This is a genomic window from Thermoflexus hugenholtzii JAD2, from assembly GCF_900187885.1.
GTDB lineage: Bacteria > Chloroflexota > Anaerolineae > Thermoflexales > Thermoflexaceae > Thermoflexus > Thermoflexus hugenholtzii.
The window spans coordinates 1-21927 of record NZ_FYEK01000020.1 but is presented as its reverse complement, the minus strand read 5'-3'; the positions used below and the strand labels follow the sequence as shown (position 1 = coordinate 21927).

The window sequence follows — 21927 nt, the reverse complement described above, 5'->3', positions numbered from 1 at the left end:
AGCGCCCGCGGGAGCGTTCACAGGATCGCGATCTCCCAATCCACCACCATCACGTCCGGCCGATGGGCCTGGATCCAGCGGACGGCGCCCTCCAGGGTAGCGTGGATGTGGCCGGCGTCGTTGGAGATGGTGGCCAGGCCCAGCCGGGCCGATTGCGGGAAGTCCTGATGATCGATCTCCGCCGCCGCCACGTTGAAGGACTGGCGCAGATGGGCGATAAGGGATTTCATCACGCTGCGCTTGTCTTTCAACGACAGCGCCTCCGGCAGATGCAGCTCCACCGTGCAGGTGCCTACGACCATCGCCATGCTCCTTGCTGGGGCTCCCCTTCCCGCCGCAGGATGGCCACGCGATCCCGCCACGCCGGGATCCGCGCCGCCTCCGCCGGGATCAGGTCCCCCGGAAAGACATGGATGTTCAGGAGCTCGCGGAACGCGATCAGGATCGCCTCCGCCGCCACCTCGAAAGCCACCGGGTGCCCCACGGCCTCCCGAAGGGTGATCGCCCGCCGACGGAGCCGTTCGGGATCCGGCCCGCGGCGTAGATACCGGGCGATGGCCCCCGGGTCGCCGTCCAGGGGGAGGGAGCCGTGCTGCAGCACCACGCCGCGATGACGCCACTGGGCGCTGCCCATGATCTTGCGCCCGCCCACGGTGAGCTCGGAGTCCGTGGGCACCTCGAAGCAGACGAACCCCTCGCCCCGGACGCGCGGATCCAGCGGGGGGGCCAGGGCGACGTCGGGGACGCCCAGGGCGCGTAAGGCGGCCGCGAAGGCCTGGGCGAACCGGCGGAAGGTCTCCGGTATGCCGCCGGCCGCCCGGGGGTCGGCCTCCGGGAAGATCACGCTGTAAGTGAGCTCCTCCGCGTGGAGGATGGCTCGTCCCCCCGTGGGCCGCCGCACCACCTCGACCCCATCGGCCCGACAGCGCGAGAGATCCACCTCCTCCACCGGCTGGCTCCGCCCCAGGCTGAGGCAGGGCGGATCCCAGCGGTAGAAGCGCACTGTCGGCGGAGCTTCCCCGGCCGCCACGGCCTCCACAATGGCCCCATCGATGGCCATCTGGGTGGCGCCGTCCGCAGGAGGCGACCACAGCAGACGCCAGCGGGCGGGCGGGAAGGTCACGGGCGGGACAGGCGATCCTGCAGCCACTCGATCAACACCTCCTCCAGCTCCCGGCGACATTCCTCCAGGGTCGCTCCGGTGGCGTAGACCTCCGGGTACATCTCGATCTCCCCGTAATAGGTCCCGTCCTCCAGCTGGCGGAAGCGGGCCTTTTCCATCGCGGCCTCGACCAATGCGGAAAACATCGATTCGCTCCTCCCGGTGGCTCAGGGAAACCCGCGGGGCGCCCGCGCCCCGGAGCGCCCTCCTGGCGGATGATCCCCATCGAGTCCCCTTCTCTCACTCATTTTAACGCATCCAGGCGGACCGAACGCCTGCATCCTCACGCTCCGGGAAAGCCCGGAGGCCCTGGGCGGCGAGTAACTGAAGGAATCCTTCGGGATCGGGGACGGCGAAGAGATGGGTGGGGCAGCGGCAGTCGCTGCTTCCGAAGTGCGGGATGGCGGGGGGCAGGTGTTCGGCCAGGGCCCGGGCCAGGGCGCACTCCGCCGCGGGATCCTCAGTCTCCCTCACGAAAGCGCCCCGCCATTGCCCGGCGGTGAGCAGGTAATCGATGTGCCAGCGACGTGTCGAGCTCCGGCCCTCCGCCACCCTCCGGTGGCGCTCCAACCGTTGGAAGCCTCCGGGCCCCCGGGCCGAGCCCACATAGGCGTAGGTCCCAGCGAGGGGCCAGCGCCCGAGCCGGCCGATGACCACCTCCCCCCACGCCTCCAGCCACAGCACATAAACACCCCGCGCGGCTTTCATCCCGGACCCTCTAAAAGGACCTGGGCTTCCTCTATCCGTTCCAGAGCCCATGCGGCGTGCTCCTGCAAGATGGGATCCTCATCGGCCCGCCAGCGTTCGAGCAGCGGGCGGAGCGAACGCGCCCGCAGGTTCCCCGCGACCACCAGGGCGTTGCGCACCAGCCCCCGCCGTTTGGCCCGGCGGATGGCGCTGCGGCGGAACCGCGCCCGGAATGCTGCCTCATCCATCCCCAGGATCTCTGCCAGGGCCAAGCGGGGGATCCCCTCCCGGGGCTGGAAGGCCGGCTCGGCGGTCGGCCGGGCGAACCGCCGGTTCCAGGGGCAGACTTCCTGGCAGATGTCGCACCCGAAGATCCAGTCCCCGATCGCTGCCCGCCGCTCCATCGGGATCTCCTCCCGCCGCTCGATGGTCAGGTAAGAGAGGCAGCGCTCCGCCTCCAGCGTGCGATCGGGGCGGATGCAGCGCGTCGGGCACGCCTCGATGCAGCGGGTGCAGGTGCCGCAGTGGTCCGTCGGGAAGGGCGGGTCGGGCTCCAGCTCCAGATCCACCAGCAGGATCCCCAGGAACAGGTAGGAGCCCAGGCGGGGGTGGATGAGCATGCTGTTCTTGCCGATCCATCCCAGGCCGGCCTGGACGGCCCAGGCCCGCTCCAGCACCGGCCCGGTGTCCACGTAGATCCGTCCCCGCACCGGGCGGCCGGCCTCCCGGTTGAGGAACTCTAAGAGCGCCTCCAGGCGCTCCCGCAGGACCTCGTGGTAGTCCTCCCCCCAGGCGTAGCGGGCGACCCGTCCCTGCGGAACATCCTCCCGGGGCGGCGGGAAATCCCCGGCGTAGTAGTTCATGGCCCCCACGATGACGGAGCGGGCCTCCGGCCAGAGGTGGCGGACGTCCCGACGCTTCTCGATGGCCTCGGGCCGGGTGAGGTAGGCCATGGTGGCCGCGCGGCCCGCGCGGACCCATTCCTCGTAGCGATCGGCGGAGGGCGTGGGGCCCGCCGCGGCCACCCCGATCAGGTCGAAGCCGAGGGAGCGGGCATAGGCTTTCAGGCGTTCCTTGAGGACCACGGCTCACACCACATCCGCGGGGAGCGGCTCCGCCCGGACCAGCCCCAAGATGTGGCGGGCGATGACCAGGCGCTGGATCTCGCTGGTGCCCTCCCCGATGGTCATCAGCCGGGCGTCCCGGTAGAGCCGCTCCACCGGGAACTCCCGGCTGTAGCCGTAGCCGCCGTGGATCTGGATGGCGTTGCGGGTCACGCGCTCGGCCATCTCGCTGGCGAAGAGCTTGGCCATGGCCGCGGCCTGGGTGTAGGGGAGCCCCTGATCCCGCAGCCAGGCCGCCCGATACACCAGCAGCCGGGCGGCCTCGATCTCCACCGCCGCGTCGGCCAGCATCCACTGGACGGCCTGATAGGCGGCGATGGGCTGGCCGAAGGCGGTGCGCTCCTTCGCGTAACGGACCGCCTCCTCGAAGGCGGCCTGGGCCAGGCCCACCGAGAGGGCCCCGATACCGATGCGCCCTCCGTCTAAGACCTGGAGGGCGTAGGGCAAGCCTCGCCCCGGCTCCCCCAGGAGGTGATCCAGGGGCACCCGCACATGATCGAAGGTCACGGCGTGGGTGGGGGAGCCGTGGAGCCCCATCTTTTTCTCCGGCGGGGCGATGGAGAGGCCCGGGGCGTCCGTGGGGATGAGGATCAGGCTGAGGCCGCGCTTGCCGGCCTCCGGGTCCGTGCGGCACAGGGTGACGATCACCTCGGCGATGCCAGCGTTGGTGCACCACATCTTCTGGCCGGTGATCACCCACTCGTCCCCATCGCGGACCGCGGTGGTGCGCACGGCCCCCAGGTCGCTGCCGCAGTGAGGCTCCGTCAGGGCCAGGGCGGCCAGCCCGTTGCGGCCGCTGGTCAGGGCCGGCAGCCACCGCCGCTTCTGGGCCTCGCTGCCGAAGAGGAGGATCGGCGCCAGTCCCAGGCCGTTGTGGGCCGCCAGGGAGAGGGCGGTGGAGCCGCATCCCCGGGCGATCTCCTCGATGGCGATGGCCGCGCTGACGTGATCCAGCCCTGCCCCGCCGTAGGCCTCCGGGACCGTCAGGCCCAGCAGCCCCAGGGAGGCCCCTTTGCGGACCGCCTCCCAGTTGAACTCGCCGCGCTCATCCACATGGCGGGCGCGGGGCTTCAGCTCCTGCTCGGCGAACTCCCGCACCGCCTGTCGGAACAGCCGTTGCTCCTCGCTCAGGCGGAAATCCATGGCGCCTCCCGAAAACGCGAATCTCGGTCTCCTCGCTTCACAGCCTTCCTCCTCTACAGGGGGCATGCCAGGCCACGCGGGGACGCCGCGGCATCCCTTATGGCCCCGCCAGCTCCGGGAAGTCCGCTCCCAGGCGGATGACCAGATCGCAGGCGCAGGCGAGATCCGGCGTGGGCTGCACCGCGGTGAGGGGGAGGCCCAGCCATCCCGCCACCTGGCGGCCCGCCTCCAGGGCCTCCGGGCGGGCCAAGATGCGGGTTTCCCCGTAATCGGAGCGATCCGCGTTCCCCACCTCCACGATCTCCGCGCCGAGGGAGCGGAGGATCTCGGCCACCCGGGTCGCCAGGCCCGGCCGCAACGTCCCGTTCCGCACAGAGATCCGGGCCTTCAAGTGCATCGGCTGGGGCCCGAACAGGTCCGTCAGGGCCTCCTGGACCTTCTCAGGGATGCGGACCAGCACCTCAGCCCCATCGGGAGTCGTGGCGGGGATGGTCATCGAGGGACCGATGGTCACCATCCGGATGCGGTCATCGGGGATGCGGGCGGCCAGGCGGGCGAGGGCGATCATCTCCTCCAGGGAGAGGTTCGTGCGGACCCCGTCCTTCACCGTCTCCCAGAGCGCCGGGGCCCGGGCGATCAGCTCCGGCAGCATGTTCAGCCGAAGCACCCGCTCCCGCACCGCCTGGATCACCTGCTGCTGGCGGCGCATGCGATCGAAGTCCCCCCCACGGGTGGCCCGCGTCCGCGCGTATTTCAACGCCGTCCGCCCATCGAGATGCTGGCATCCCGCCTCGATGTGGAAGGGCTCATATCCGTAACGGGCGTCTGGATAATGGGGATCATCGATGGCCTCCGGGACGCAGAGCTCGATGCCGCCCAGCAGATCGATGGCCTTCTCAAAGGTGGTGAAGTTCACCCGCACGTAATAGGAGGTGGCGATCCCGAAGTTATAGCGCAGGGTCTCCTGGGCCAGGGCGATCCCGCCGCCCGGGTAGCCGTAGGCGTCCCCCAGAAAGTGGGCCGTGTTGATGCGGTTCTCCCCGAAACCGGGGATCGTCACCCACAGATCGCGGGGGATGGAGAGCACCCCGGCGGAGAGACCCACGGGATCGATCGTCACCACCATGATCGTGTCGGTGCGCCAGGGGCCCGACTCCCCCTCCCGCTGATCGATCCCCAAAACCAGGATGTTCACCCGCTCCTTCCCGGTCCACTCCGGAAGATGGAGGGGGCCGCTGTGGGTGGTGGGAGAGGAGGAGACCGAGGCGCCAGGGGGCGGGAGGATGGGGACGGCGCGCAGGGCCTCCTGGAAGGCCAAGCGATACGCCCCGAGGCCCAGCCCTGTCCCGATCCCCAGCACCCCCAGCGCCCAGAGGAGCCCGAGGAGGGGGAGCCGCCGCCATGGCGTCTGGATCCCGGGTGCCATGCCTGTCTCCTCAGCGAACCGCCTGGAGATCCCGGGGCCCGAAGGGTTCCGGCAGCAGGGCCCGCAGGGAGGTCTCCCGCACGTGTCCTTTCGCGTCGACCAGGAGGATCCGCAGGTCGGGGGAGAACTCGGAGAGGACCTGGCGGCAGGCTCCGCACGGCGTGCCGCCGTTTTCGGTGGCGACCGCGATGGCGGTGAAGTGATGCTCCCCTTCGGAGATGGCCTTGAACACGGCTACCCGCTCCGCGCACAGCCCAAGGGGGTAGACCGCGTTCTCCACGTTGCATCCGGTGAACACCTGGCCGGAGGCGCTCAGCAGGGCGGCCCCCACCCGGTAGCCGGAGTAAGGGGCATAGGCCCGCTCACGCATCCGGAGGGCCAGCTCCACCAGTGCCCGATCTTCCATCCGTGGGGTTCCTTTCCGCTGGAAGTTCATGCACGGGAATTATAGCGCAGCCGCCTCTTCCGATCGGGGGGCTGGCCCTACCCGCGGTGAAGCCCCAGCCGGCGCTCCAGCGTCCCAGCCAGCCGGCCGAGGGTGTAGTTAACGAGGAAATAGATCACCGAGATCACGTAGAGGGTTTCCATGGGGTTGCGCTCCCCTTGAAAGAGGATCACCCCCCGCCGGTAGAGCTCGATGAACCCGATGATGGCGCCCAGGGAGGTATCCTTCACCAGAGTGGCGAACTGGGCCACCAGCGGGGGAAGGGCCCGTCGGAAGGCCTGGGGGAGGATGACCAAGCGCATCGCCTGGCCGTAGGTCAAGCCCAGGGAGCGGGCGGCCTCCCACTGGCCTCGGGGGAGGGAGAGGATGGCCGCGCGCAGGGCCTCGCCGTTCACCGCGCCCGTGTAGAGCCAGAGGGCGGCGATCACCGCCGCGTCGGGCCGGGTCAGCGCCTCCATCCCCAGCTGCCGGCCCAGGGCGCTCAGGCGCAGGAAGAGATAAAACATCAGCCCCAGGAGGGGGAGAGCCCGGATGCCTTCCACCAGGGCGATCACGGGGTAGCGGAGCCAGAACGGGCCGCTCAGGCGGGCCAGAGCGAAGAAGAGGGCCAGCGGGATGCTGGCCAGGATGGCGATCGCCGAGGCCTCCAGGGTGAGGAGCAGCCCCAGGGCCAGGAACCGCCAGGTGGATCCCTCGAGGAACGGCGCGAACCGCGCCGGCTCCATACGGAAGGCCAGGGGGATCAGGGCCAGCACGATCCCCACGCCCGCCAGGGTCTGCCAGGGTCGCTCCGATGCCTGCATCCCCTCCGCCTCAGAAGAGGATCCGCAGACGGCGCTCCAGAAAGTTCACCAGCCCGCTGAGGGGCACGGTGATCACCAGATAGAGAAGAAAGGCGATCAGCATCGGCCAGTCAGCGAAGGTGCGGCCGATGACGAACTCCGCCTGATACAGCAGTTCCTCGACAGCGATGGCCGAGGCGATGGAGGTGTTCTTCACCAGGGCGATGAACACGGTGCCCAGGGGCGGGATCATCATGCGGAAGGCTTGAGGCAGCAACACCAGGCGGACCATCTGGGGGAAGGTCATGCCCAGGGAGAGGGCGGCCTCGATCTGACCCCTGTGGACCGACTGGAGGCCGGCCCGCACCACCTCCGCGACGAAGGCGGCCGTGTAAACCCCCAGCCCGGCCACCGCGCTATCGAAAGAAGTGGGGAGCCGGATTCCCGCCTTGGGCAACCCGCTGTAGACGAAGACCAGCACCGGCAACAGTGGGATATCCCGGAAGAACTCCACATACCCGGCGGCGAACCAGCGAAGGGGAGGCACCGGGGAGACCCGCAACACCCCGATCAGTGTCCCCAGGGCCAACGCCACCCCCATGCTGGCGAGGGAGAGCCGTAGGGTCGTCCACAGGCCCAGAAGCAGGTAATGCCAGACGTCCGCCGTGCTCATGGTTCCACCCGAATGGGAGGCCTGGGATCCGTGCGGATAAGAACCGGCGGGGCGCCGTGAGCGCCCCGCCGGCGGATCTTCGCATCGGGGGGGATCACGGCTGGCTCACCGCCCGCCAATCATCCGGCGGGGGCTCCGGCACCGTGTCACTGGGGATCCACTTCTTGTAGATCTCCTTCCAGCGGCCGGAAGACTTAAGCTCCCGGATCACTGTGTTCACCACCTCCAGGAGCTCCTCCTCGCCCTTCTTCACCCCCACGCCATAGGGCTCCACCGTGAAGCGCCCTCCGACCACCTTCCACTTATCCGGCTCCTGGCGCACGAAGCCGTAGAGGATGATGTCATCGGTGGTCACCGCGTCCACGCGGCCGGCGTCCATGGCCGCCACCGCCTCCGAGTAGGTGTCGAAGAGCACCACCTCGATGTTCAGCCCCTTCTGATCCGAGATGGCCCGGATGTTCTTCTCCGAGGTGGAACCCTTCACGGTGCCCACCCGCTTGCCTTTGAGGTCATCCAGGCCGTTGATGGGGCTGTTCTTGGGGACCAGGAGGGACTGGCCGGCGACGTAATAGACGACGGAGAAATCGATCTCCTTCAGGCGCTCCTCGTTGATGGTCATCGTCGAAGCCACGATGTCCACCACGCCCTCTTTGAGGAAGGGGATGCGGTTCTTGGAAATGGCCTCCTTAATCTCCACCGCGTTGGGATCGCCGAAGATGTACTCGGCGACGGCACGGCAGATCTCCACATCGAAGCCTTCCACCTGGTTGGTCTTAGGGTTGAGGTAACCGAAGGTGGGGATGTCATACTTCGTGCCGCAGATCAGCTTGCCGCGATCCTGGATCTTGCGCAGGAGGGTTCCTTCGGGGGCGAGAGGGGCGCGGCCCTTTTGAGGGGCCGGCGTGGCCCCGGGCGCCTGACAGGCTGCCAGGACCAGGGCGAGGGCCAACCCGAGCAAGGCCATTCGAGATAGTCTGAGCGCCATCGTCCACCTCCTGAGATTAAAAATGGCCTCCCGCCGCGGGGGTGAGGCCGCAACGGAAAGCCTTGCTCGCTAATGACGCAGGACCTGGCTCAGGAAGACCCGGGTGCGCTCGTGCCGGGGGTTCTCGAAGATCTCATCAGGGGTCCCGATCTCTACGATTCGGCCCCCTTCCAGGAAGACCATGCGGTCCGCCACGTGTCGGGCGAAGCCCATCTCGTGGGTGACCACCACCATGGTCATCCCCTCCCGGGCCAGATCCTCCATCACGTCCAGCACCTCCTTGATCATCTCGGGATCCAGGGCGCTGGTCGGCTCATCGAAGAGCATGATCTTCGGCCGCATAGCCAGGCCTCGGGCGATGGCCACCCGCTGCTGCTGTCCGCCCGACAGCTGGGCCGGGTAAGCGTGGGCCTTCTCGGGGATCCCCACCCGCTCCAGGAGCTGCATGGCCAGCCGCTCCGCCTCCGCCCGGGGGATCTTCTTCACATGCACCGGACCGAGGATGATGTTCTCCAGCACCGTCAGATGGGGGAAGAGATTGAACTGCTGGAAGACCATCCCGATCTCCTGACGGAGGCGGTTGACGTTGATGCGGGGATCGTGAACCGGGATGCCGTCCACCCACAGCTCACCGGAGTCGATGGGCTCCAGCCGGTTGATGGTGCGGATCAGGGTGCTCTTCCCGCCCCCGCTGGGGCCGAAGATCACCACCACTTCCCCTTCATAGATGTCCAGCGTGATGTCCCGCAGAACGTGCAGATTCCCGAACCATTTGTTCACCTGCCGGAAGGAGATGATCGGCCGGGTCCCCATCCGCGCTTTCCCCACATCCATGGATTCGCTCCCCGCGAACACACCGGAACACAAAGCCGGGCGTTCCGCCCGGCTTCTTCTCAAGTGCCCCCGGCGGGATTCGAACCCGCAACGCAGGACTTAGGACGCCCTTGCTCTATCCAGTTGAGCTACGGGGGCCTCTCGCTTTTTCCATTATAGCACATCCGTAAGGATGCGGGGCGCGGCCACTTTATGGGCGGGAGACAATGGGGAGGGTGAAGAAGAAATGGGAGCCCTGGCCGGGCTGGCTCTCGACCCCAATACGGCCTCCATGGGCCTCGATCAGGTGGCGGGCGATGGCCAGCCCCAGCCCCGACCCCCCGTCCGCCCGGGCCCGGGATTTCTCCGCCCGGTAGAACCGATCGAAGACATAGGGCAGATCCTCCGGGGCGATCCCCACCCCGGTGTCGCGGACGCTCACCTGCACTTGATCCCCGAGGGGCTGGGCCTCGATGGTGATCCGGCCGCCGGCAGGCGTGTAGCGGAGGGCATTGGTGAGCAGGTTCATTAGCACCTGCCGCAGACGCCCCGGATCCCCCCACGCCGGCGGCAGCCCTTCCGGAAGATGCACCTCCAGCCGGATCCCCTTCTCCGCCGCCTGCAAGGCGATGCGGTCGGCGGCCTCCTCGATTAGGGATCGCAGGTCCACAGGCCTCCGCTCCAGCCGCAGCTGACCGGCCTCCGCCAGGGCGAGGAGCCGCAGGTCCTCCACCAGCCGGGCCAGGTGCCGCACCTCGTCGTGGACCTGGACGATCTGTTCCGGCACCAGGGGAAGGACGCCATCCAGCAGCGCCTCCAGCTGCCCCTGCAGGATCCCCAGGGGGGTGCGGAGCTCGTGGGCGATGTCCGCCAGCATCTGACGCCGCTGCTGCTCCGCCCGGGCCAGCGCCTCCGCCATCTGATTGAACGCCCGAGCCACCTCCCCCAGCTCCCCAGCCTCCCGCGCCGGGATGCGCGCGCCGAGATCCCCCCTCGCGATCCGCCGGGACGCCTGCTGGAGGGCCTGGAGCGGACGCATCAGCCGGAAGAACACCCAGGAGCCCGCCCCCAGGGCCAGCGCGATCCCGAGCAGCGTGCTGAGGGCGATGGCCCGCCGCACCTGAGCCAAGAACTCCGCCGAGGGCCCGGTGGGGCTCTCCACCTCGCCGATGAGCAGCCACCCCACCGTCCGCCCCGCCACGCGGATCGGGACCCCCTGCTCTCGCGCCGCCGGGAGGAGGGTCCCCACTGCGCTCCCCTCGGAATCCAGCCGGACCCGCCCCGCCTCGTCGGTCAGGATCAGGCGGTGGCCCATCATCCGCCACATCGCCCGGTTCATCCCCATCATCCCCATGGGCGGATGCATGGGCCCCATGCCGGGCATGGGCATCGGCATGTCCTCAAGCACGGCCTCCACGCCCTCCCAGCTCCCAACCCGGGCGTAATATGCAGCGAAGAGCGGGGCCAGCCCTTCCGCCCAGCGCCGGTTCCCCCGGGCCACATAGACCCGGAACTCCCCTGCGGTGGCCAGGGCGATCAGGAGGGCCGTGGTCAGCAGGCTCAGGACGACCACGCCGATGAAGGCCAGGGTCAGCTTCGCCCACAGGCTCCGCATCCGGATCCCCCCGCTCACTCCTCCCGAAGCTTGTAGCCGACCCCATAGACGGTGAGGATATACTGCGGGTTGCGGGGATCCGGCTCGATCTTCTGGCGCAGGTTCTTGATGTGCGCGTCGATGGTCCGTTCATATCCTTCGTAGGCTGCGCCCTGGATCCGCTCCAGCAGCTGCAGTCGGGTGAAGACACGGCCCGGATGGCGCGCCATGGCCGTCAGCAGCTCGAACTCCGTGGGCGTCAGACGGACCTCCCGGTCGCCCACCCGCACCTCCCGGCGCTCCAGGTCAATGACCAGATCCCCCACCCGGAGGACGGCGGGCGGGGAGATCTCCCCCTGTGCCCGCCGCAGGACCGCGCGAACCCGCGCCACCAGCTCGCGCGGGCTGAAGGGCTTGGTGATGTAATCGTCCGCCCCCAGCTCCAGGCCCACCACCCGATCCTCTTCCTCCACCCGCGCCGTCAGGATGAGGATGGGCACCCCGGACTCCCGCCGGATGGCGCGACAGACGTCGAAGCCATCCATGCCCGGCAGCATCAGGTCCAGGACGATGAGGTCGGGCCGCTCCCGCCGGAAGGCATGCAACGCGCTGGGGCCGTCCCCCACCGCGATCACGCGGAACCCCGCCTGCTCCAGGTAGGCCCGGATCACCTGGCGCATCCGGGGCTCGTCCTCCACCACCAGCACCGTCCGCATGCCGACCCTCTGCTCTGCCTGACTCCGTGAGCCTTCAACCCTGCCGTGCCGACCCGCCGGTCAACGAAGCCCCACAGTAGGGGCAGTGGGCCCAGTCCGCCTGGACGGGGCGGCCGCACTGCGGACAGCGAGCCGCCGGAGGCGCAGCGGGGGGCAGGCCGCCGGCCCGGGTCACCTGCTGGATCCCCCAGACCACCGCGGCGATGATCAGGCCGAGGAACAGCAAGGGGAGCAGCAGGCCCAGCAGCATCATCCACAGCCCGAAGCCCCAGCCCATGCCGCCCCAGCCCCAGCGCCCCATCATCGGGCAACCCGGGCACCCCCAGCCCCACGCCGGGCCGGCCAGCAGGCCCAGGGCGCCGACCAGCAGGACCAGCAACACCAGCGCTCCGATCAGCAGGCCAATCCAGTTGCGGCTCATGGTTTTCCTCCTTCACAGGGAAATTATGGACAGGAACGCGAGGGCCGCGCCATCGCCCCCGAAGGATCCGTGCTCCCCCTCATGGCCGTAGACCATCCGCAGGAAGCTCCCATGCCAGGTATGCACCCACACCTGGCCAGTGCTGCCGTGCACGCTGAGCATCCCAACGATCCGGCCGTCCCGCAGGATGTGCAGCGTGTAGTAGCCGTAGAAGGGATCGGCCTCCTCATCTACCGTGGCCCCCGGCATCGCCGAATCCAGGTAAGCCTGGGCGATCCGCCGCGCCTCCTCCGGCGAGAGGCGCATCTCCCCGGAGACGCCCCACCCGCTCCCCATCATGCCGTGGTTCCTCATCATCCCGTAGCGGGCGTTCCACATCATGTTGGGCCCCGGCTCCGGATGGGCGGCCCCGGTGAACCGATCGATGAGAAACTCGAAGGCGTAGCGGCCGGTGGAGCGCTCCCGCGCCTGGGCGTAGAAGTGGTTATCGAAGGCCATGACCTCAGCCAGCTCCAGGTCTGGGTTCCCATAGGCGGCGATGACATCGCGGGCGATGCGCACCGCCTCCTCATCGGAGAGAGGCGTCCCCGGGATCGCCCCCCACCCCATCCCACTCCACGGACCCGTCCTCCCGCCGGGCCATCGGCCCGGCCCCGGAGCCGAGGGGACCGGCCCGGCCCCGTCGAAGGTGGGAAGGGTCCATCCCATCGCCATCCGTGCGATGCCGATTCCAACCCCCACCATCCCGATCAGAAGCACCAGCAACACCAGCGCCCCCACGATTTTCCAACGCTTCATCGGCTTCCTCCCGCCTGTGGATCTCACTTCCACCCTGGATTCTGCCCGGGTCCTGTGAAGATCCTGCGAAGATCCCCCGGAGGAAGGATGAAGGCGTCGGGACTCTCCGGCATCCCTCCCGGAGGCGTGGCGATAAAAAGGGGAGGAGACCTCCTCAGGCCTTCCTCCCCGGCGCACCGCATCCGCCTGGGACCGGCTTCTGGCTTTATCCTTCCGAATGCCGGAGGAGCGGGGCGAGGACCACCCGCACGGTGACGATCTCCTTGGGGCGGGCCCGGAAGGTCAGAGAGGACCTCTCCGGGCGAAGGGGCTCCTGGAGACGCTCCATGAGGTCCGCCCGCCAGGCCGCCTGAACCGGCTGCCAGAAGGTAAGCCGGACCTGGACGACCTCCTCGGCGGCGTTATACCCTCGCACGATGAGGCCCTCCCCCTCCTCAGGGGCCTTCACAGCGGTCAGGACAAAGGCGGCCGGCTCTACCTCCAGGAACGGTCGCTCCGACAGACGGCCCGGGCCCGCCCTGGCGAGGGGCGGCGCCTGAAAGCGCTGGGCCTCCCGGATCGCCTCCCAACGGTCGGTGTAGGGGATCAGGCTGTAGCGGAAGGCCCAGCGCCCGATCATCTGCGCAGCGGGCGTGGGCAGCGGCGGCCCCGCATGCCCCCGCCGGGATCGCAGATCCCCCCGCGACAGCCAGCCCACGCACCGCAACAGGGTGAGGACCAGCTCCACCTGTCCCTCCGCGTCCGTCCGGGCCTCGATCTCCGGGAGCCCCTGGTTCGCCACCAGGAGCCCGCCGGTGGCGTCCTCCACGAACGCGAAGCCCTGCTGGGGGGCGGTAGGGGCCGGCTGCTCCACCCAGGAGTCATCGGCCCGGACGCGGAGGCCCACCGGGCGAACCACGAGGTCAAACGCCCCCTCCGTCACCCAGGTCTCGGACCGGATGCCGGTGGGGAAGACCACACGCAGGCGGTGATCGGCCGCCCGATTGTCCACCACGACCTCCATATCGACCCGGGGAACTCCCGGTCGCAGCCATGCCCGCACGGCGATCGACAGCGGGATCATCTCCGCGGAGCGTCCCCGGCGGTCCGGCCGCAGCCCGGCCGGGATCTCATATGGCAAATCGACCTCCAGGCACTGACCGAACGGCTCCTCCTCCCAGGCCTCCACCCGGGGCGGCGCCGCCGGGCGGTCCACCCGCCGATCCTCTGCCGGCAGCTCATGGTTGTAGACATCCCCGGCATCCCCTTCATCTTCGAAGCGGTTCAGGCCGCGCCACCGCCGGCCCGTCCGGAGATCCTCCAGCTGCAGGGTCCCATCTGAGGGATCCGCTGTGAGGCGGAAGAACTCGTTGGCGATCTCCGGCTCCGCCCGGGGACGTCGGGTGACCAGGCGGGGTGTCCCGGGGCGGATCTGCAGCCGGTAGGCCTGGAGGCCGACCCCCCGGCCCTCGGGGAGGACGAAGGCCCAACGGGAGGCTCCTCCCATCGCCGCCGAGACCGTCCATGGGGCCGTGATGGCCGGTTGTCGCTCCCCCAGCTGGCGGGCCACGCGAACGACACGGGTGATCATCCCGTGATCCATATCTGCGGAGGCGTCCGCCCACTCCGCCCAGATCCGCTGCCCCTCGAGATCCACCCACACCCGCTTCGCCGCATAGGGGCCCACGTAGGCCCAGAGCAGGCGGTTCAGGAAGCCCGGCCACTCCGTCGAGCTGACAGTCCAGCGCGTCTCGTCAGGCGTCCCCCGCTCCACCTGAAAGAGCGGGAGCTCACGCCCTTCGGGATCCAGGAGGCAATACGTCAGGCCCGGCGGGAGGGCGGGGAGGGTCAGCTCCACGGGGCCTCGAACGGGGCCCGGGATCGGGCAGTAGACCAGCAGCGTCTGCTCCATTGACGCTGGGTCTGAGGCCAGCCAGCCGGGTGGGGCCTCGGCCGCCTCCGGCCGCAGGAGCCGCTCCAGGGATTCCCGACTCACCAGGCCAGCGATCTGCTCAGCGTGATCGAAGCGCGGCCGCATGTCTTCGTGAACCGCATCCACCCCCGTCCCGCAGATCGAATCGTGAAAGTGGTTCTGAAGGAGGAGCCGCCAGGCCTCGAAGAGGAAGGCCCGCCGATCCAGGCCGCAGAGAAGATGCGCGAAGGCCATCAGGGGCTCCGCGTAGCGCTCCAGCACGGTCTGGACGGCGGCGTTGCGCTGCTTGATCCAGATGCGGGTGGAGAGCACGCCGGGCAGGACCGGATGGCGTCGGCTGGAGCGCAGCTCCCCGTGAACCACGGGGAGATCCGACAGCCGCTCGCCGAGAGCAGTCCGCACCGCGGCGATGTAATCCGCCAGGGAAGCGAGGCGCAGGCGGAGATCCGGGAGATGCGTCTGGGCCGCCCGGAGCCGCTCCGTCAGCTGCGGATGGGGGAAGAGATGGTCCGTCCCGTTCATGAGCAAGAGGAGGGGAACCGGCGTGTGGGGCATCAGGGAGAGGGCCTGGGCCTTCAGGTAGGCCGCCAGGGCCTCCGCGTCCTCCGGGATCCAGGCGGCGTTCCCGTAGCCGTCCCGGAGATACACCGTGAAGATCCGGGTGCCGTCTGGGGCCTCCCACCAGAGGAGCGTGGGCTGCTCGTCCAGGCCGCGCTGGAACACGGCGGCCTCGATCCCGAACCCTTTCAGGATCTGGGGCAGCTGTCCCACATGGCCGAAGGGATCCGGCGTGTAGCCGATGGGCATCTCGCCGCCGAAGCGGCGGGCGATGCGAATCCCAACCTGGAGGTTGCGGACGAGCGCCTCCCCGCTCACCAGGAACTCGTCAGGGAGCACATACCAGGGGCCGATCCAGAGGCGGCCGGCCTCCACCGCTTGTCGGATCCGCGGCTCCAGATCCGGGCGCACCGTGAGGACGTCCTCCAGGATCACCGACTGGCCGTCGAGCAGGAACCCCCTGAAATCCGGATCCCCTTCGATCATCCGAAGGACCTGTTCGACCAGGTCCACCAGACGGTAACGAAAGGCCTGGAAGGGGCGATACCACTCCCGATCCCAGTGGGTGTGGGGGACGATGAAGGCTTCCGGTTGCATCCGCACGCCTCCGTGGGAAGATGTCCGCGTTCCGAGGCCGCTTCACGGCCCCTCCGGGCCCGGGCCTCCCCAGATGGGGTTGGTCATCGCGACCATGGGCAGGTCATCCGGGGTCTCCTCCGCGAAATGCCGCACGCCCCGTAGCTCCGCCCGGACGTAGCGATGGCGGCCCAGGTCGAGCTCCAGCACCCCCTCGAAGGGGGAACGATCCACCGGGAGGAAGAGGAGCTCCCCTTCCCGGGAGAGCAGCCGCAGATGCAGGCCCTTCCCTTCCCACACCCGATAGCGCACCCGGACAGCGCCGCCGGGTGGGACAGTCTCCCCCACCATCCAGGTCGTATCCCCGCGCTCGGCCGTGAGCTCCAGCCACGGGGCGTCCACGTCCGCGGTGATCACCACCCGGCCGGAGCGGATGGCCTCCAGGATGGCCGGGACCGTCCGATCCGCCGCATACACCCAGGTGGTGGGGTGGCCGACCTGATAAAAGGGCGTGCCCTCGCCGGGTCGGTCCTGGTGTTTATCGCTGCCGCCCACCGCCGTCACCCGGCGCCCGGCCCGCAACAGCCGGTCCCAGAAGGCCAGGGATTCCCAGTTGCGCAGGGGCCAGGGCCCCTGCCAGGCCTCTACCGCGTCCACCGGGAGATCCAGAGGATACTCCCAGGGCGGCCCGTCGGTCTTGGGATGGTTAATGGAGACCAGGGCGCCCATCGCGTGGGCGGCGTCGATGACCGCCCGCAGCTCCTCCACCGTCCGGCAGCGGAAATCCAGCCAGCGGGAGAGGCCCCAGGCGTTCATGTGGCCGTAATACGTGGTCACCTCCTCCCCCGGGATGAGCAGGAGATCCGGCCCGCTCCAGGCCCGCAGATAGGGGAAGTGGCTGACGGTGTTGTGCTCCGTCACCGCCAGGAAATCCAGCCCTCGCCGCCGGGCGGCGGCCACCAGGTCCTCTAAGGAGCCCGGCGCGTCGCTGTGGTGGCTGTGGCTCTGGAGATCCCCCCGCAGCCAGGCTGCCCCCCCGCCGGGCCGGGAGGGAAGCTCCTCGATTCCCCCCTCCGGGGGTGGGGGATGCGGGAGCGGCCCTTCCTCCTCGGAGGCCAGAACGGTCACTGCGCAGGCGCAACCCTGGGGGGCGATGCGGTAGAGCCCCAGGATCACGTGCCAGCGGCCGGGGAGGAGAGGGCCGGGCAGATAGCCTGGGGTGGCCGCCCAGGGCGTGAGCACCGCCTCCGTTCGGGCGCTCCCGCTCCAGCCCCGGAAGCCCTCCCCGCGCAGGAAGTCGGCCCCTCGCGGGTCGAACAGGCCCAGGTCGATGGCGTTCGGGCTCTCCGGCTGGCCCTGGCCCTCGAAGGTGTAGCGGACCTCAAGGCGGGCGATGCCAGGGGGGACCTCGAAGGGCAGGAGCACGTAATCCGAGGCCGCCTTGTCAGCCGGGGTGAAGCGGCCTTCCCAGCGCAATAGCGTCCGCATTGGCTTCCCCCTCACAGGGCCAGCTCGCCGCTCTCCCGGAAGAAGAGCGCCCGCTCCATCGGCACCCGCACCCACACCTGCTCCCGCAACACCGGCGGCTCATCCACCGACAGCCGCAGGGTGAGGCGCTCCTCGTCCACCTGAACCGTCACCAGCGTCTCCACCCCGAGCGGCTCCACCGCGTAGACCCGGGCGGAGAGATGGGTCGGCCCGGGCCCATCGGCCAGGGCCAGATGCTCGGGACGAACCCCCAGCCAGACCCGCTCGCCCTCCCGGAAGGCCTGGCGCAACGCCTCGACGCGGTCGGCCACCGAGAGCGCCTGGCCGTCCGTCAGGATCAGGGCGGACTCGGCCAGGTGGAGGCGGCCGGAGAGCAGGTTCATGGGAGGGCTTCCGATGAAGGTGGCGACGAAAGTGTTGCGGGGCCGCCGGTAGATCTCCAGGGGCGTCCCCACCTGCAGCAGGCGGCCCCGATCCATCACCCCGATGCGGTCCGCCAGGGCCATGGCCTCCGCCTGGTCGTGGGTGACGTAGACGGTGGTGATGCCCAGGGACTTCTGGAGATGCTTCAGGAAGCTGCGGGCCTCCAGGCGCAGCTTGGCGTCCAGATTGCTCAGCGGCTCGTCGAAGAGGAAGGCCTGGGGCTGGTAGACCAGGGCCCGGGCGACGGCGGCCCGCTGCTGCTGCCCGCCCGACAGCTGCCCCGGCCGTCGGTCCAGCAGATCCGCGATCTGCAGGACCTCCGCCACCTCCCGGACCCGGCGATGGATCTCGGGTTTGGCGTAACGGCGCACCTTGAGCGGGTAGCCAATGTTCTCCAGGACCGTCATATGCGGATAGAGGGCGTAGTCCTGGAAGACCATGGCCACGTCCCGGGCCTGTGGAGGGAGCTCGGTGACGTCGCGCTCCCCGATGAAGATCCGCCCCCGGGTGGGGCGCTCCAGCCCGGCGATCAGGCGCAGAGTGGTGGTCTTCCCGCACCCGGAGGGCCCCAGCAGGGCGAAGAACTCCCCGTCCTCGATGTCCAGGGTCACCGTGTCCACCGCCACCACCGCCCCGAACGCCTTCGTCACCCCCTCCAGCCGGATCCGCGCCATGGCACGCTCTGCCTCCTGAAGAAGATGCCTCGAGGATAAGGCTCCTGCACGCGGAGAAGGACACTGGATCCCAGTTGATGATCACGCGTTAAGATTCCGCAGCCAATTGCCCGAAGATGTGCTCTGCAGCACCTCGCCATGGAGAGGCGGTCCCATCCAGGACAAGGGAGCCGATCACCATCTGCACAGGGACACGGGTGCCTCGAATCACCCCGCCCAGGACCTCCGGATCCATGGAGATGTAATCCCGCCATTCCATCGACTCCCCCTTCGATCAAAGGCCTGCAGATCCCATTCTACCGGATCCATCTCGCCGGATCTCAGCGCTTGATCCCCCCGAAGAACCGGAACCCATAACGGGCGTTGACGAAGAGATAGAGAGCCAACACCGGGAGGGCGTAGAGCAGCGCGTAGGCCGAGGTGAGGGTAAGGATGGGGGTGCCCGCCTCGGTGTAGAAGGAGTAGATGGCGATGGCGGCGGGCATGCGCTCCGGGCTGCGCAGCAGCACGAAGGGGATGAGGAAGGCCCCCCAGACCTGCACGAAGGCCCAGATCCCCACCACCATCATCCCCGGCCGCAGCAGCGGCATCACCACATCCCATACCATCCGCCAGGGGCTCGCCCCGCAGACCATGGCCGACTCCTCGTAGGACCGAGGGAGGCCCTCCACGAAATCCCGCAGGATGAAAATGGCCGTGGGCAGCAGCCCCCCTGTGAAGGCCATAATCACCCCGACGTAAGTGTCCACCAGCCCCAGGGCATTGGCCAGAAGGAAGATGGGGACCATGGCCGCCGTGCCGGTGACCACCGAGGAGAAGAGGATCAGGCCATAGGTGAGGAGATCGTAGTAGGGCACCTCCGCCCGGGAGAGGGCGTAGGCGGCCAGGGTGGCCGCCAGGGTCACCACCAGCATCGTCCCCCCGGCCAGGATCAAGCTGTTGCCCAGAGCCCGCACGGCGAAGGTGTTGGCGAAGACGGCCTGGAAGTTGTCCAGGGTGAAGGGCCGGGGGATCTCCACCGCCAGGGTCCCCCGGGCGTTGAAGGGGGCCAGGGTCAGCCACAGCATGGGCAGGGCGAAGAAAGCGCCCACCAGGGCGGCGAAGCCGGCGAAGAGGATGCGGGAGAGAACGTAGCGGATCACCGTCATCGGGCACGGGCCTCCCGACGCAGGGTGGAGAGATAGGCCAGGGCCAGGGTCAGATTGATCAGCATCATCACTACCGCTACCGCCGCCCCGCGGCCGAACTCGAAATGCTGGAAGGCGACCCGGAAGGTGTAAATCGAGACCACCTCCGAGCGGAAGGTGGGGCCGCCCCCGGTGATCAGATACGGCGTGAAGGTGTTGAAGGTCCACAGGGTGATCAGGATCAGGTCCGTGACGATGTGGCTGCGGATGGAGGGAAGGATGATGTCCCGGAAGGCCTGATACGGGCGGGCCCCGGCCACCGCCGCCGCCTCCAGATACGAGGGAGGCAGCATCGCTAAGGCTGAGGAGAACAGCAACATCGAGAAGGCGGTCCCCCGCCAGGTGTTAAAGATGATGACCGAGAGCAGCGGCCGTTCGATCAGCCAGTCGACCCGCCCCAGGCCCAGGGCCGAGAGGAGGGCGTTCAGGGTCCCCCGATCCCGGTCCAGGTAGGCCACCCACATGAAGGCCACCACCACGTCCGGGATGATCCAGGCCAGGATGACCAGGGTGTAGAGGACCTCCCGCAGCAGGCCCCGGCGTCGGTGGAAGGCCCAGGCGATGGCCAACCCCAGCCCCGCCTGGCCGATCAGGCCTGAGCCGACGACGAAAAGGACGCTGTTGCGCAGGGCGTTCCCGAAGTAGCCCCGCACCGCCCAGTTCTCAGGGTCGAAGAGATACCGGAAGTTGGCCAGGCCCACGAACTGGGGCCGCAGGGCCGTCTCCCCGGTCAGGGTCTGGTTGGTCAGACTGATCCAGAGCACCCAGAGGGAGGGAAAGACCAGGAAGACGGCCACGAAGAAGAGAGCGGGCAGCAGAAACAGCAGCCCGATGGGAAGGGACAGGATGGGGCGACGCTGGACCACCGGTTCCTCCTCGCATGCTCCTCCCGATGAGGCCCGGGGCGCCGCCTCCCGACACCCCGGGCCTCCCGGATGACCTCACCACCCCCGTCGGGGCCTAGCGCGGCATGAGGTCCAGGACGTTGTCCGGCCCGACCAGGTCCGTCACCTCCTTCGCGTAGGCCTCCATGGCCCGCTCCGGCGTCATCTCGCCCGAGACCACCCGCTCGGTGGCCAACTGGGCCGCTTGGGAGACCTTGGGATAGACCGGGAGCATGGGGCGGACCGTGGTCAGCGGCAGCAGCTTGACCAGCTCCGTCATCACCGGATCCCCCGTCACCGGCACGTCGTCCCGGGCCCGGATCCGCGGCTCGATCTTCTGAAACTCCATCAGCATCTCCTTGCTGAACATGAACGAGAGGAAGGCCCAGGCCTCCTTCGGGTGCTTGGTGTTGGGGTTGAGGATGAAGCCGGTGCCGCCGGAGATGGTCACGAAGTCCTGGCCCCGGTAGCCCTGGCCCGGCTCCTTGGCCGGGATCTTGGCCCAGCCCACCACCTCATCCCGGTTAGGGATGGCCCACTCGGACTTAACGGCCGGGTTGACCACCGAGCGCCAGAAGTAATCCCCCTCCCACAGCATGGCGATCTTGCCGTCGCGGAACAGGGCGAAGGATTGGTTGCGGCCCTCCTTGATGAGCTGGAGGCGGGCGTCGCCCAGCTTCTCATCGAGGTAGACCCGCTTGTAGAAGTTCAGGGCGTCCAGCATCGCCGGGCTGCGCACAATCCACTTGTTTTGGTCCCAATCGTAGATGAAAGAGCCCGCCGACAGCAGCACCGGGTAGAAGCCCTGCATGGTGGTCGCCTCGCCCATGGCGGTCCCGGCGTTGACCTGCATAGGGATCACATCGGGGAGGGCCTTCTTGATCTGCCGGGCGGCGGCGAAGATGTCCTCCCAGGAGGTCGGCTGCCAGTCCGCCGGCAGGCCGGCCTTCTGGAAGAGGTCCTTGCGATACCAGATCACCCGGACGTCGGTGCCGGTGGGGATGCCGTAGCGCTTGCCCTGATACATCAGCAGCGCCTGCACCCGGTCCGGGATGTGAGCCCAGCCCTCCCACTGGTTGACCTCGGGGCCGGCGATCTCGTCCAGCGGCTTGATCAGCCCGCCGGCGACGAACTCCGCCGTCCAGAAGCCGTCGAAGGCCATCACGTCGTGGCCCTTGCCGGCTTTGAGGTCCAGGGCGTATTGGGCCTTGAGCTCCTCATCGCTGCCCCCGAACTCCACCAGCCGCACCTTGACGGGGGTCCCCTTGGCGGCCATCTGCTGCTCGAAGGTGGGGATGACGGTCTCGGTGAGCCACTTCACCGTGTTGGCGTTCACCCCGCCCTTGACGCAGCGGCAGGTGATGGAGATCTCCACCGGGGCCGGCGTGGGGGAGGGCGCGGGGGTGGGGCTGGGGGCCGGCGTGGGCGGCGGGGCGGCGGTCGGGGTGGGCGTCGG

The 21927-nt window shown here is 68.9% G+C and carries 23 protein-coding genes and 1 tRNA gene; all 24 read right to left on the bottom strand.

The genetic code is table 11. The annotated features are described in order from the left end of the window. Positions 1 to 17: 17 nt before the first annotated feature. Positions 18 to 302: a DUF503 domain-containing protein gene (locus tag CFB18_RS04775; RefSeq protein ID WP_159461579.1), complete on the bottom strand. Its 285-nt coding sequence runs from the start codon at positions 300 to 302 to the stop codon at positions 18 to 20. Beyond that, entirely contained in the window at positions 293 to 1150 is an 858-nt protein-coding gene (locus CFB18_RS04770; protein ID WP_159461578.1) for a lipoate--protein ligase family protein, read from the bottom strand. Before CFB18_RS04770 ends, CFB18_RS04775 begins: the two co-directional genes overlap by 10 nt. Continuing rightward, positions 1120 to 1308, bottom strand: coding sequence for a HicB family protein (locus CFB18_RS04765; RefSeq protein WP_088570727.1), 189 nt, complete (start codon positions 1306 to 1308; stop codon positions 1120 to 1122). The genes CFB18_RS04770 and CFB18_RS04765 overlap by 31 nt, the downstream gene beginning before the upstream one ends. Positions 1309 to 1411: 103 nt before the next feature. Continuing rightward, complete coding sequence (locus tag CFB18_RS04760; protein WP_088570660.1) at positions 1412 to 1870, bottom strand: GIY-YIG nuclease family protein; 459 nt, start codon at positions 1868 to 1870, stop codon at positions 1412 to 1414. After that, positions 1867 to 2934 (bottom strand): tRNA epoxyqueuosine(34) reductase QueG, encoded by a 1068-nt coding sequence (gene queG, locus CFB18_RS04755; protein WP_088570659.1) that lies wholly within the window; start codon positions 2932 to 2934, stop codon positions 1867 to 1869. The genes CFB18_RS04760 and queG overlap by 4 nt, the downstream gene beginning before the upstream one ends. A gap of 3 nt (positions 2935 to 2937) precedes the next feature. Beyond that, the gene (locus tag CFB18_RS04750; protein WP_088570658.1) at positions 2938 to 4116 is read right to left on the bottom strand and encodes an acyl-CoA dehydrogenase; all 1179 of its coding nucleotides are present in this window, start codon (positions 4114 to 4116) and stop codon (positions 2938 to 2940) included. Positions 4117 to 4213: 97 nt separating this feature from the next. Next, positions 4214 to 5542, bottom strand: coding sequence for an LCP family protein (locus CFB18_RS04745; protein WP_088570657.1), 1329 nt, complete (start codon positions 5540 to 5542; stop codon positions 4214 to 4216). Positions 5543 to 5552: 10 nt separating this feature from the next. Then, positions 5553 to 5948, bottom strand: a complete 396-nt coding sequence (cdd, locus tag CFB18_RS04740; RefSeq protein WP_088570726.1) for a cytidine deaminase — start codon at positions 5946 to 5948, stop codon at positions 5553 to 5555. A 77-nt stretch (positions 5949 to 6025) separates the two neighbouring features. Continuing rightward, complete coding sequence (locus tag CFB18_RS04735; protein WP_088570656.1) at positions 6026 to 6790, bottom strand: amino acid ABC transporter permease; 765 nt, start codon at positions 6788 to 6790, stop codon at positions 6026 to 6028. Between the two features lie 10 nt (positions 6791 to 6800). Beyond that, entirely contained in the window at positions 6801 to 7442 is a 642-nt protein-coding gene (locus tag CFB18_RS04730) for an amino acid ABC transporter permease (protein ID WP_088570655.1), read from the bottom strand. Positions 7443 to 7536: 94 nt separating this feature from the next. Continuing rightward, complete coding sequence (locus tag CFB18_RS04725) at positions 7537 to 8427, bottom strand: transporter substrate-binding domain-containing protein (RefSeq protein WP_088570654.1); 891 nt, start codon at positions 8425 to 8427, stop codon at positions 7537 to 7539. A 69-nt stretch (positions 8428 to 8496) separates the two neighbouring features. Further along, a complete protein-coding gene (locus CFB18_RS04720) occupies positions 8497 to 9225 on the bottom strand; it encodes an amino acid ABC transporter ATP-binding protein (RefSeq protein WP_088570725.1) in 729 nt (242 codons plus the stop codon). Between the two features lie 100 nt (positions 9226 to 9325). Continuing rightward, a tRNA-Arg gene (locus CFB18_RS04715) sits at positions 9326 to 9399 on the bottom strand. Positions 9400 to 9451: 52 nt separating this feature from the next. Further along, on the bottom strand, positions 9452 to 10855 hold the full coding sequence (locus CFB18_RS04710; protein WP_143597519.1) for a sensor histidine kinase: 1404 nt from the start codon (positions 10853 to 10855) through the stop codon (positions 9452 to 9454). Positions 10856 to 10869: 14 nt separating this feature from the next. Beyond that, positions 10870 to 11550 carry a response regulator gene (locus CFB18_RS04705; RefSeq protein ID WP_088570652.1) on the bottom strand — a complete coding sequence of 227 codons (681 nt, stop codon included), beginning with the start codon at positions 11548 to 11550 and terminating at the stop codon, positions 10870 to 10872. A gap of 34 nt (positions 11551 to 11584) precedes the next feature. Then, complete coding sequence (locus tag CFB18_RS04700) at positions 11585 to 11971, bottom strand: zinc ribbon domain-containing protein (protein WP_088570651.1); 387 nt, start codon at positions 11969 to 11971, stop codon at positions 11585 to 11587. Between the two features lie 12 nt (positions 11972 to 11983). Next, positions 11984 to 12769 carry a hypothetical protein gene (locus CFB18_RS04695; protein ID WP_088570650.1) on the bottom strand — a complete coding sequence of 262 codons (786 nt, stop codon included), beginning with the start codon at positions 12767 to 12769 and terminating at the stop codon, positions 11984 to 11986. A 205-nt stretch (positions 12770 to 12974) separates the two neighbouring features. Continuing rightward, positions 12975 to 15836 carry an alpha-mannosidase gene (locus tag CFB18_RS04690; protein WP_088570649.1) on the bottom strand — a complete coding sequence of 954 codons (2862 nt, stop codon included), beginning with the start codon at positions 15834 to 15836 and terminating at the stop codon, positions 12975 to 12977. A gap of 42 nt (positions 15837 to 15878) precedes the next feature. Beyond that, positions 15879 to 17303, bottom strand: coding sequence for a CehA/McbA family metallohydrolase (locus CFB18_RS04685; RefSeq protein WP_088570648.1), 1425 nt, complete (start codon positions 17301 to 17303; stop codon positions 15879 to 15881). Between the two features lie 11 nt (positions 17304 to 17314). Beyond that, positions 17315 to 18400, bottom strand: a complete 1086-nt coding sequence (locus CFB18_RS04680) for an ABC transporter ATP-binding protein (RefSeq protein WP_088570647.1) — start codon at positions 18398 to 18400, stop codon at positions 17315 to 17317. Positions 18401 to 18488: 88 nt separating this feature from the next. Next, positions 18489 to 18659 (bottom strand): DUF433 domain-containing protein, encoded by a 171-nt coding sequence (locus CFB18_RS14945; protein WP_143597518.1) that lies wholly within the window; start codon positions 18657 to 18659, stop codon positions 18489 to 18491. Between the two features lie 61 nt (positions 18660 to 18720). Next, on the bottom strand, positions 18721 to 19548 hold the full coding sequence (locus tag CFB18_RS04675; RefSeq protein WP_088570646.1) for a carbohydrate ABC transporter permease: 828 nt from the start codon (positions 19546 to 19548) through the stop codon (positions 18721 to 18723). After that, positions 19545 to 20453: a carbohydrate ABC transporter permease gene (locus CFB18_RS04670; RefSeq protein WP_088570645.1), complete on the bottom strand. Its 909-nt coding sequence runs from the start codon at positions 20451 to 20453 to the stop codon at positions 19545 to 19547. The genes CFB18_RS04675 and CFB18_RS04670 overlap by 4 nt, the downstream gene beginning before the upstream one ends. Before the next feature lie 94 nt (positions 20454 to 20547). Continuing rightward, complete coding sequence (locus CFB18_RS04665; RefSeq protein ID WP_088570724.1) at positions 20548 to 21846, bottom strand: extracellular solute-binding protein; 1299 nt, start codon at positions 21844 to 21846, stop codon at positions 20548 to 20550. Positions 21847 to 21927: the final 81 nt, after the last annotated feature.

Bases quoted from the DNA above. Each gene is read 5' to 3' on its own strand.
- CFB18_RS04775 (WP_159461579.1), bottom strand. From the start codon at position 302: ATGGTCGTAGGCACCTGCACGGTGGAGCTGCATCTGCCGGAGGCGCTG.
- CFB18_RS04765 (WP_088570727.1), bottom strand. From the start codon at position 1,308: ATGTTTTCCGCATTGGTCGAGGCCGCGATGGAAAAGGCCCGCTTCCGC.
- CFB18_RS04760 (WP_088570660.1), bottom strand. From the start codon at position 1,870: ATGAAAGCCGCGCGGGGTGTTTATGTGCTGTGGCTGGAGGCGTGGGGG.
- CFB18_RS04750 (WP_088570658.1), bottom strand. From the start codon at position 4,116: ATGGATTTCCGCCTGAGCGAGGAGCAACGGCTGTTCCGACAGGCGGTG.
- CFB18_RS04745 (WP_088570657.1), bottom strand. From the start codon at position 5,542: ATGGCACCCGGGATCCAGACGCCATGGCGGCGGCTCCCCCTCCTCGGG.
- cdd (WP_088570726.1), bottom strand. From the start codon at position 5,948: ATGGAAGATCGGGCACTGGTGGAGCTGGCCCTCCGGATGCGTGAGCGG.
- CFB18_RS04735 (WP_088570656.1), bottom strand. From the start codon at position 6,790: ATGCAGGCATCGGAGCGACCCTGGCAGACCCTGGCGGGCGTGGGGATC.
- CFB18_RS04730 (WP_088570655.1), bottom strand. From the start codon at position 7,442: ATGAGCACGGCGGACGTCTGGCATTACCTGCTTCTGGGCCTGTGGACG.
- CFB18_RS04725 (WP_088570654.1), bottom strand. From the start codon at position 8,427: ATGGCGCTCAGACTATCTCGAATGGCCTTGCTCGGGTTGGCCCTCGCC.
- CFB18_RS04710 (WP_143597519.1), bottom strand. From the start codon at position 10,855: ATGCGGAGCCTGTGGGCGAAGCTGACCCTGGCCTTCATCGGCGTGGTC.
- CFB18_RS04705 (WP_088570652.1), bottom strand. From the start codon at position 11,550: ATGCGGACGGTGCTGGTGGTGGAGGACGAGCCCCGGATGCGCCAGGTG.
- CFB18_RS04700 (WP_088570651.1), bottom strand. From the start codon at position 11,971: ATGAGCCGCAACTGGATTGGCCTGCTGATCGGAGCGCTGGTGTTGCTG.
- CFB18_RS04695 (WP_088570650.1), bottom strand. From the start codon at position 12,769: ATGAAGCGTTGGAAAATCGTGGGGGCGCTGGTGTTGCTGGTGCTTCTG.
- CFB18_RS04690 (WP_088570649.1), bottom strand. From the start codon at position 15,836: ATGCAACCGGAAGCCTTCATCGTCCCCCACACCCACTGGGATCGGGAG.
- CFB18_RS04685 (WP_088570648.1), bottom strand. From the start codon at position 17,303: ATGCGGACGCTATTGCGCTGGGAAGGCCGCTTCACCCCGGCTGACAAG.
- CFB18_RS04680 (WP_088570647.1), bottom strand. From the start codon at position 18,400: ATGGCGCGGATCCGGCTGGAGGGGGTGACGAAGGCGTTCGGGGCGGTG.
- CFB18_RS14945 (WP_143597518.1), bottom strand. From the start codon at position 18,659: ATGGAATGGCGGGATTACATCTCCATGGATCCGGAGGTCCTGGGCGGG.
- CFB18_RS04675 (WP_088570646.1), bottom strand. From the start codon at position 19,548: ATGACGGTGATCCGCTACGTTCTCTCCCGCATCCTCTTCGCCGGCTTC.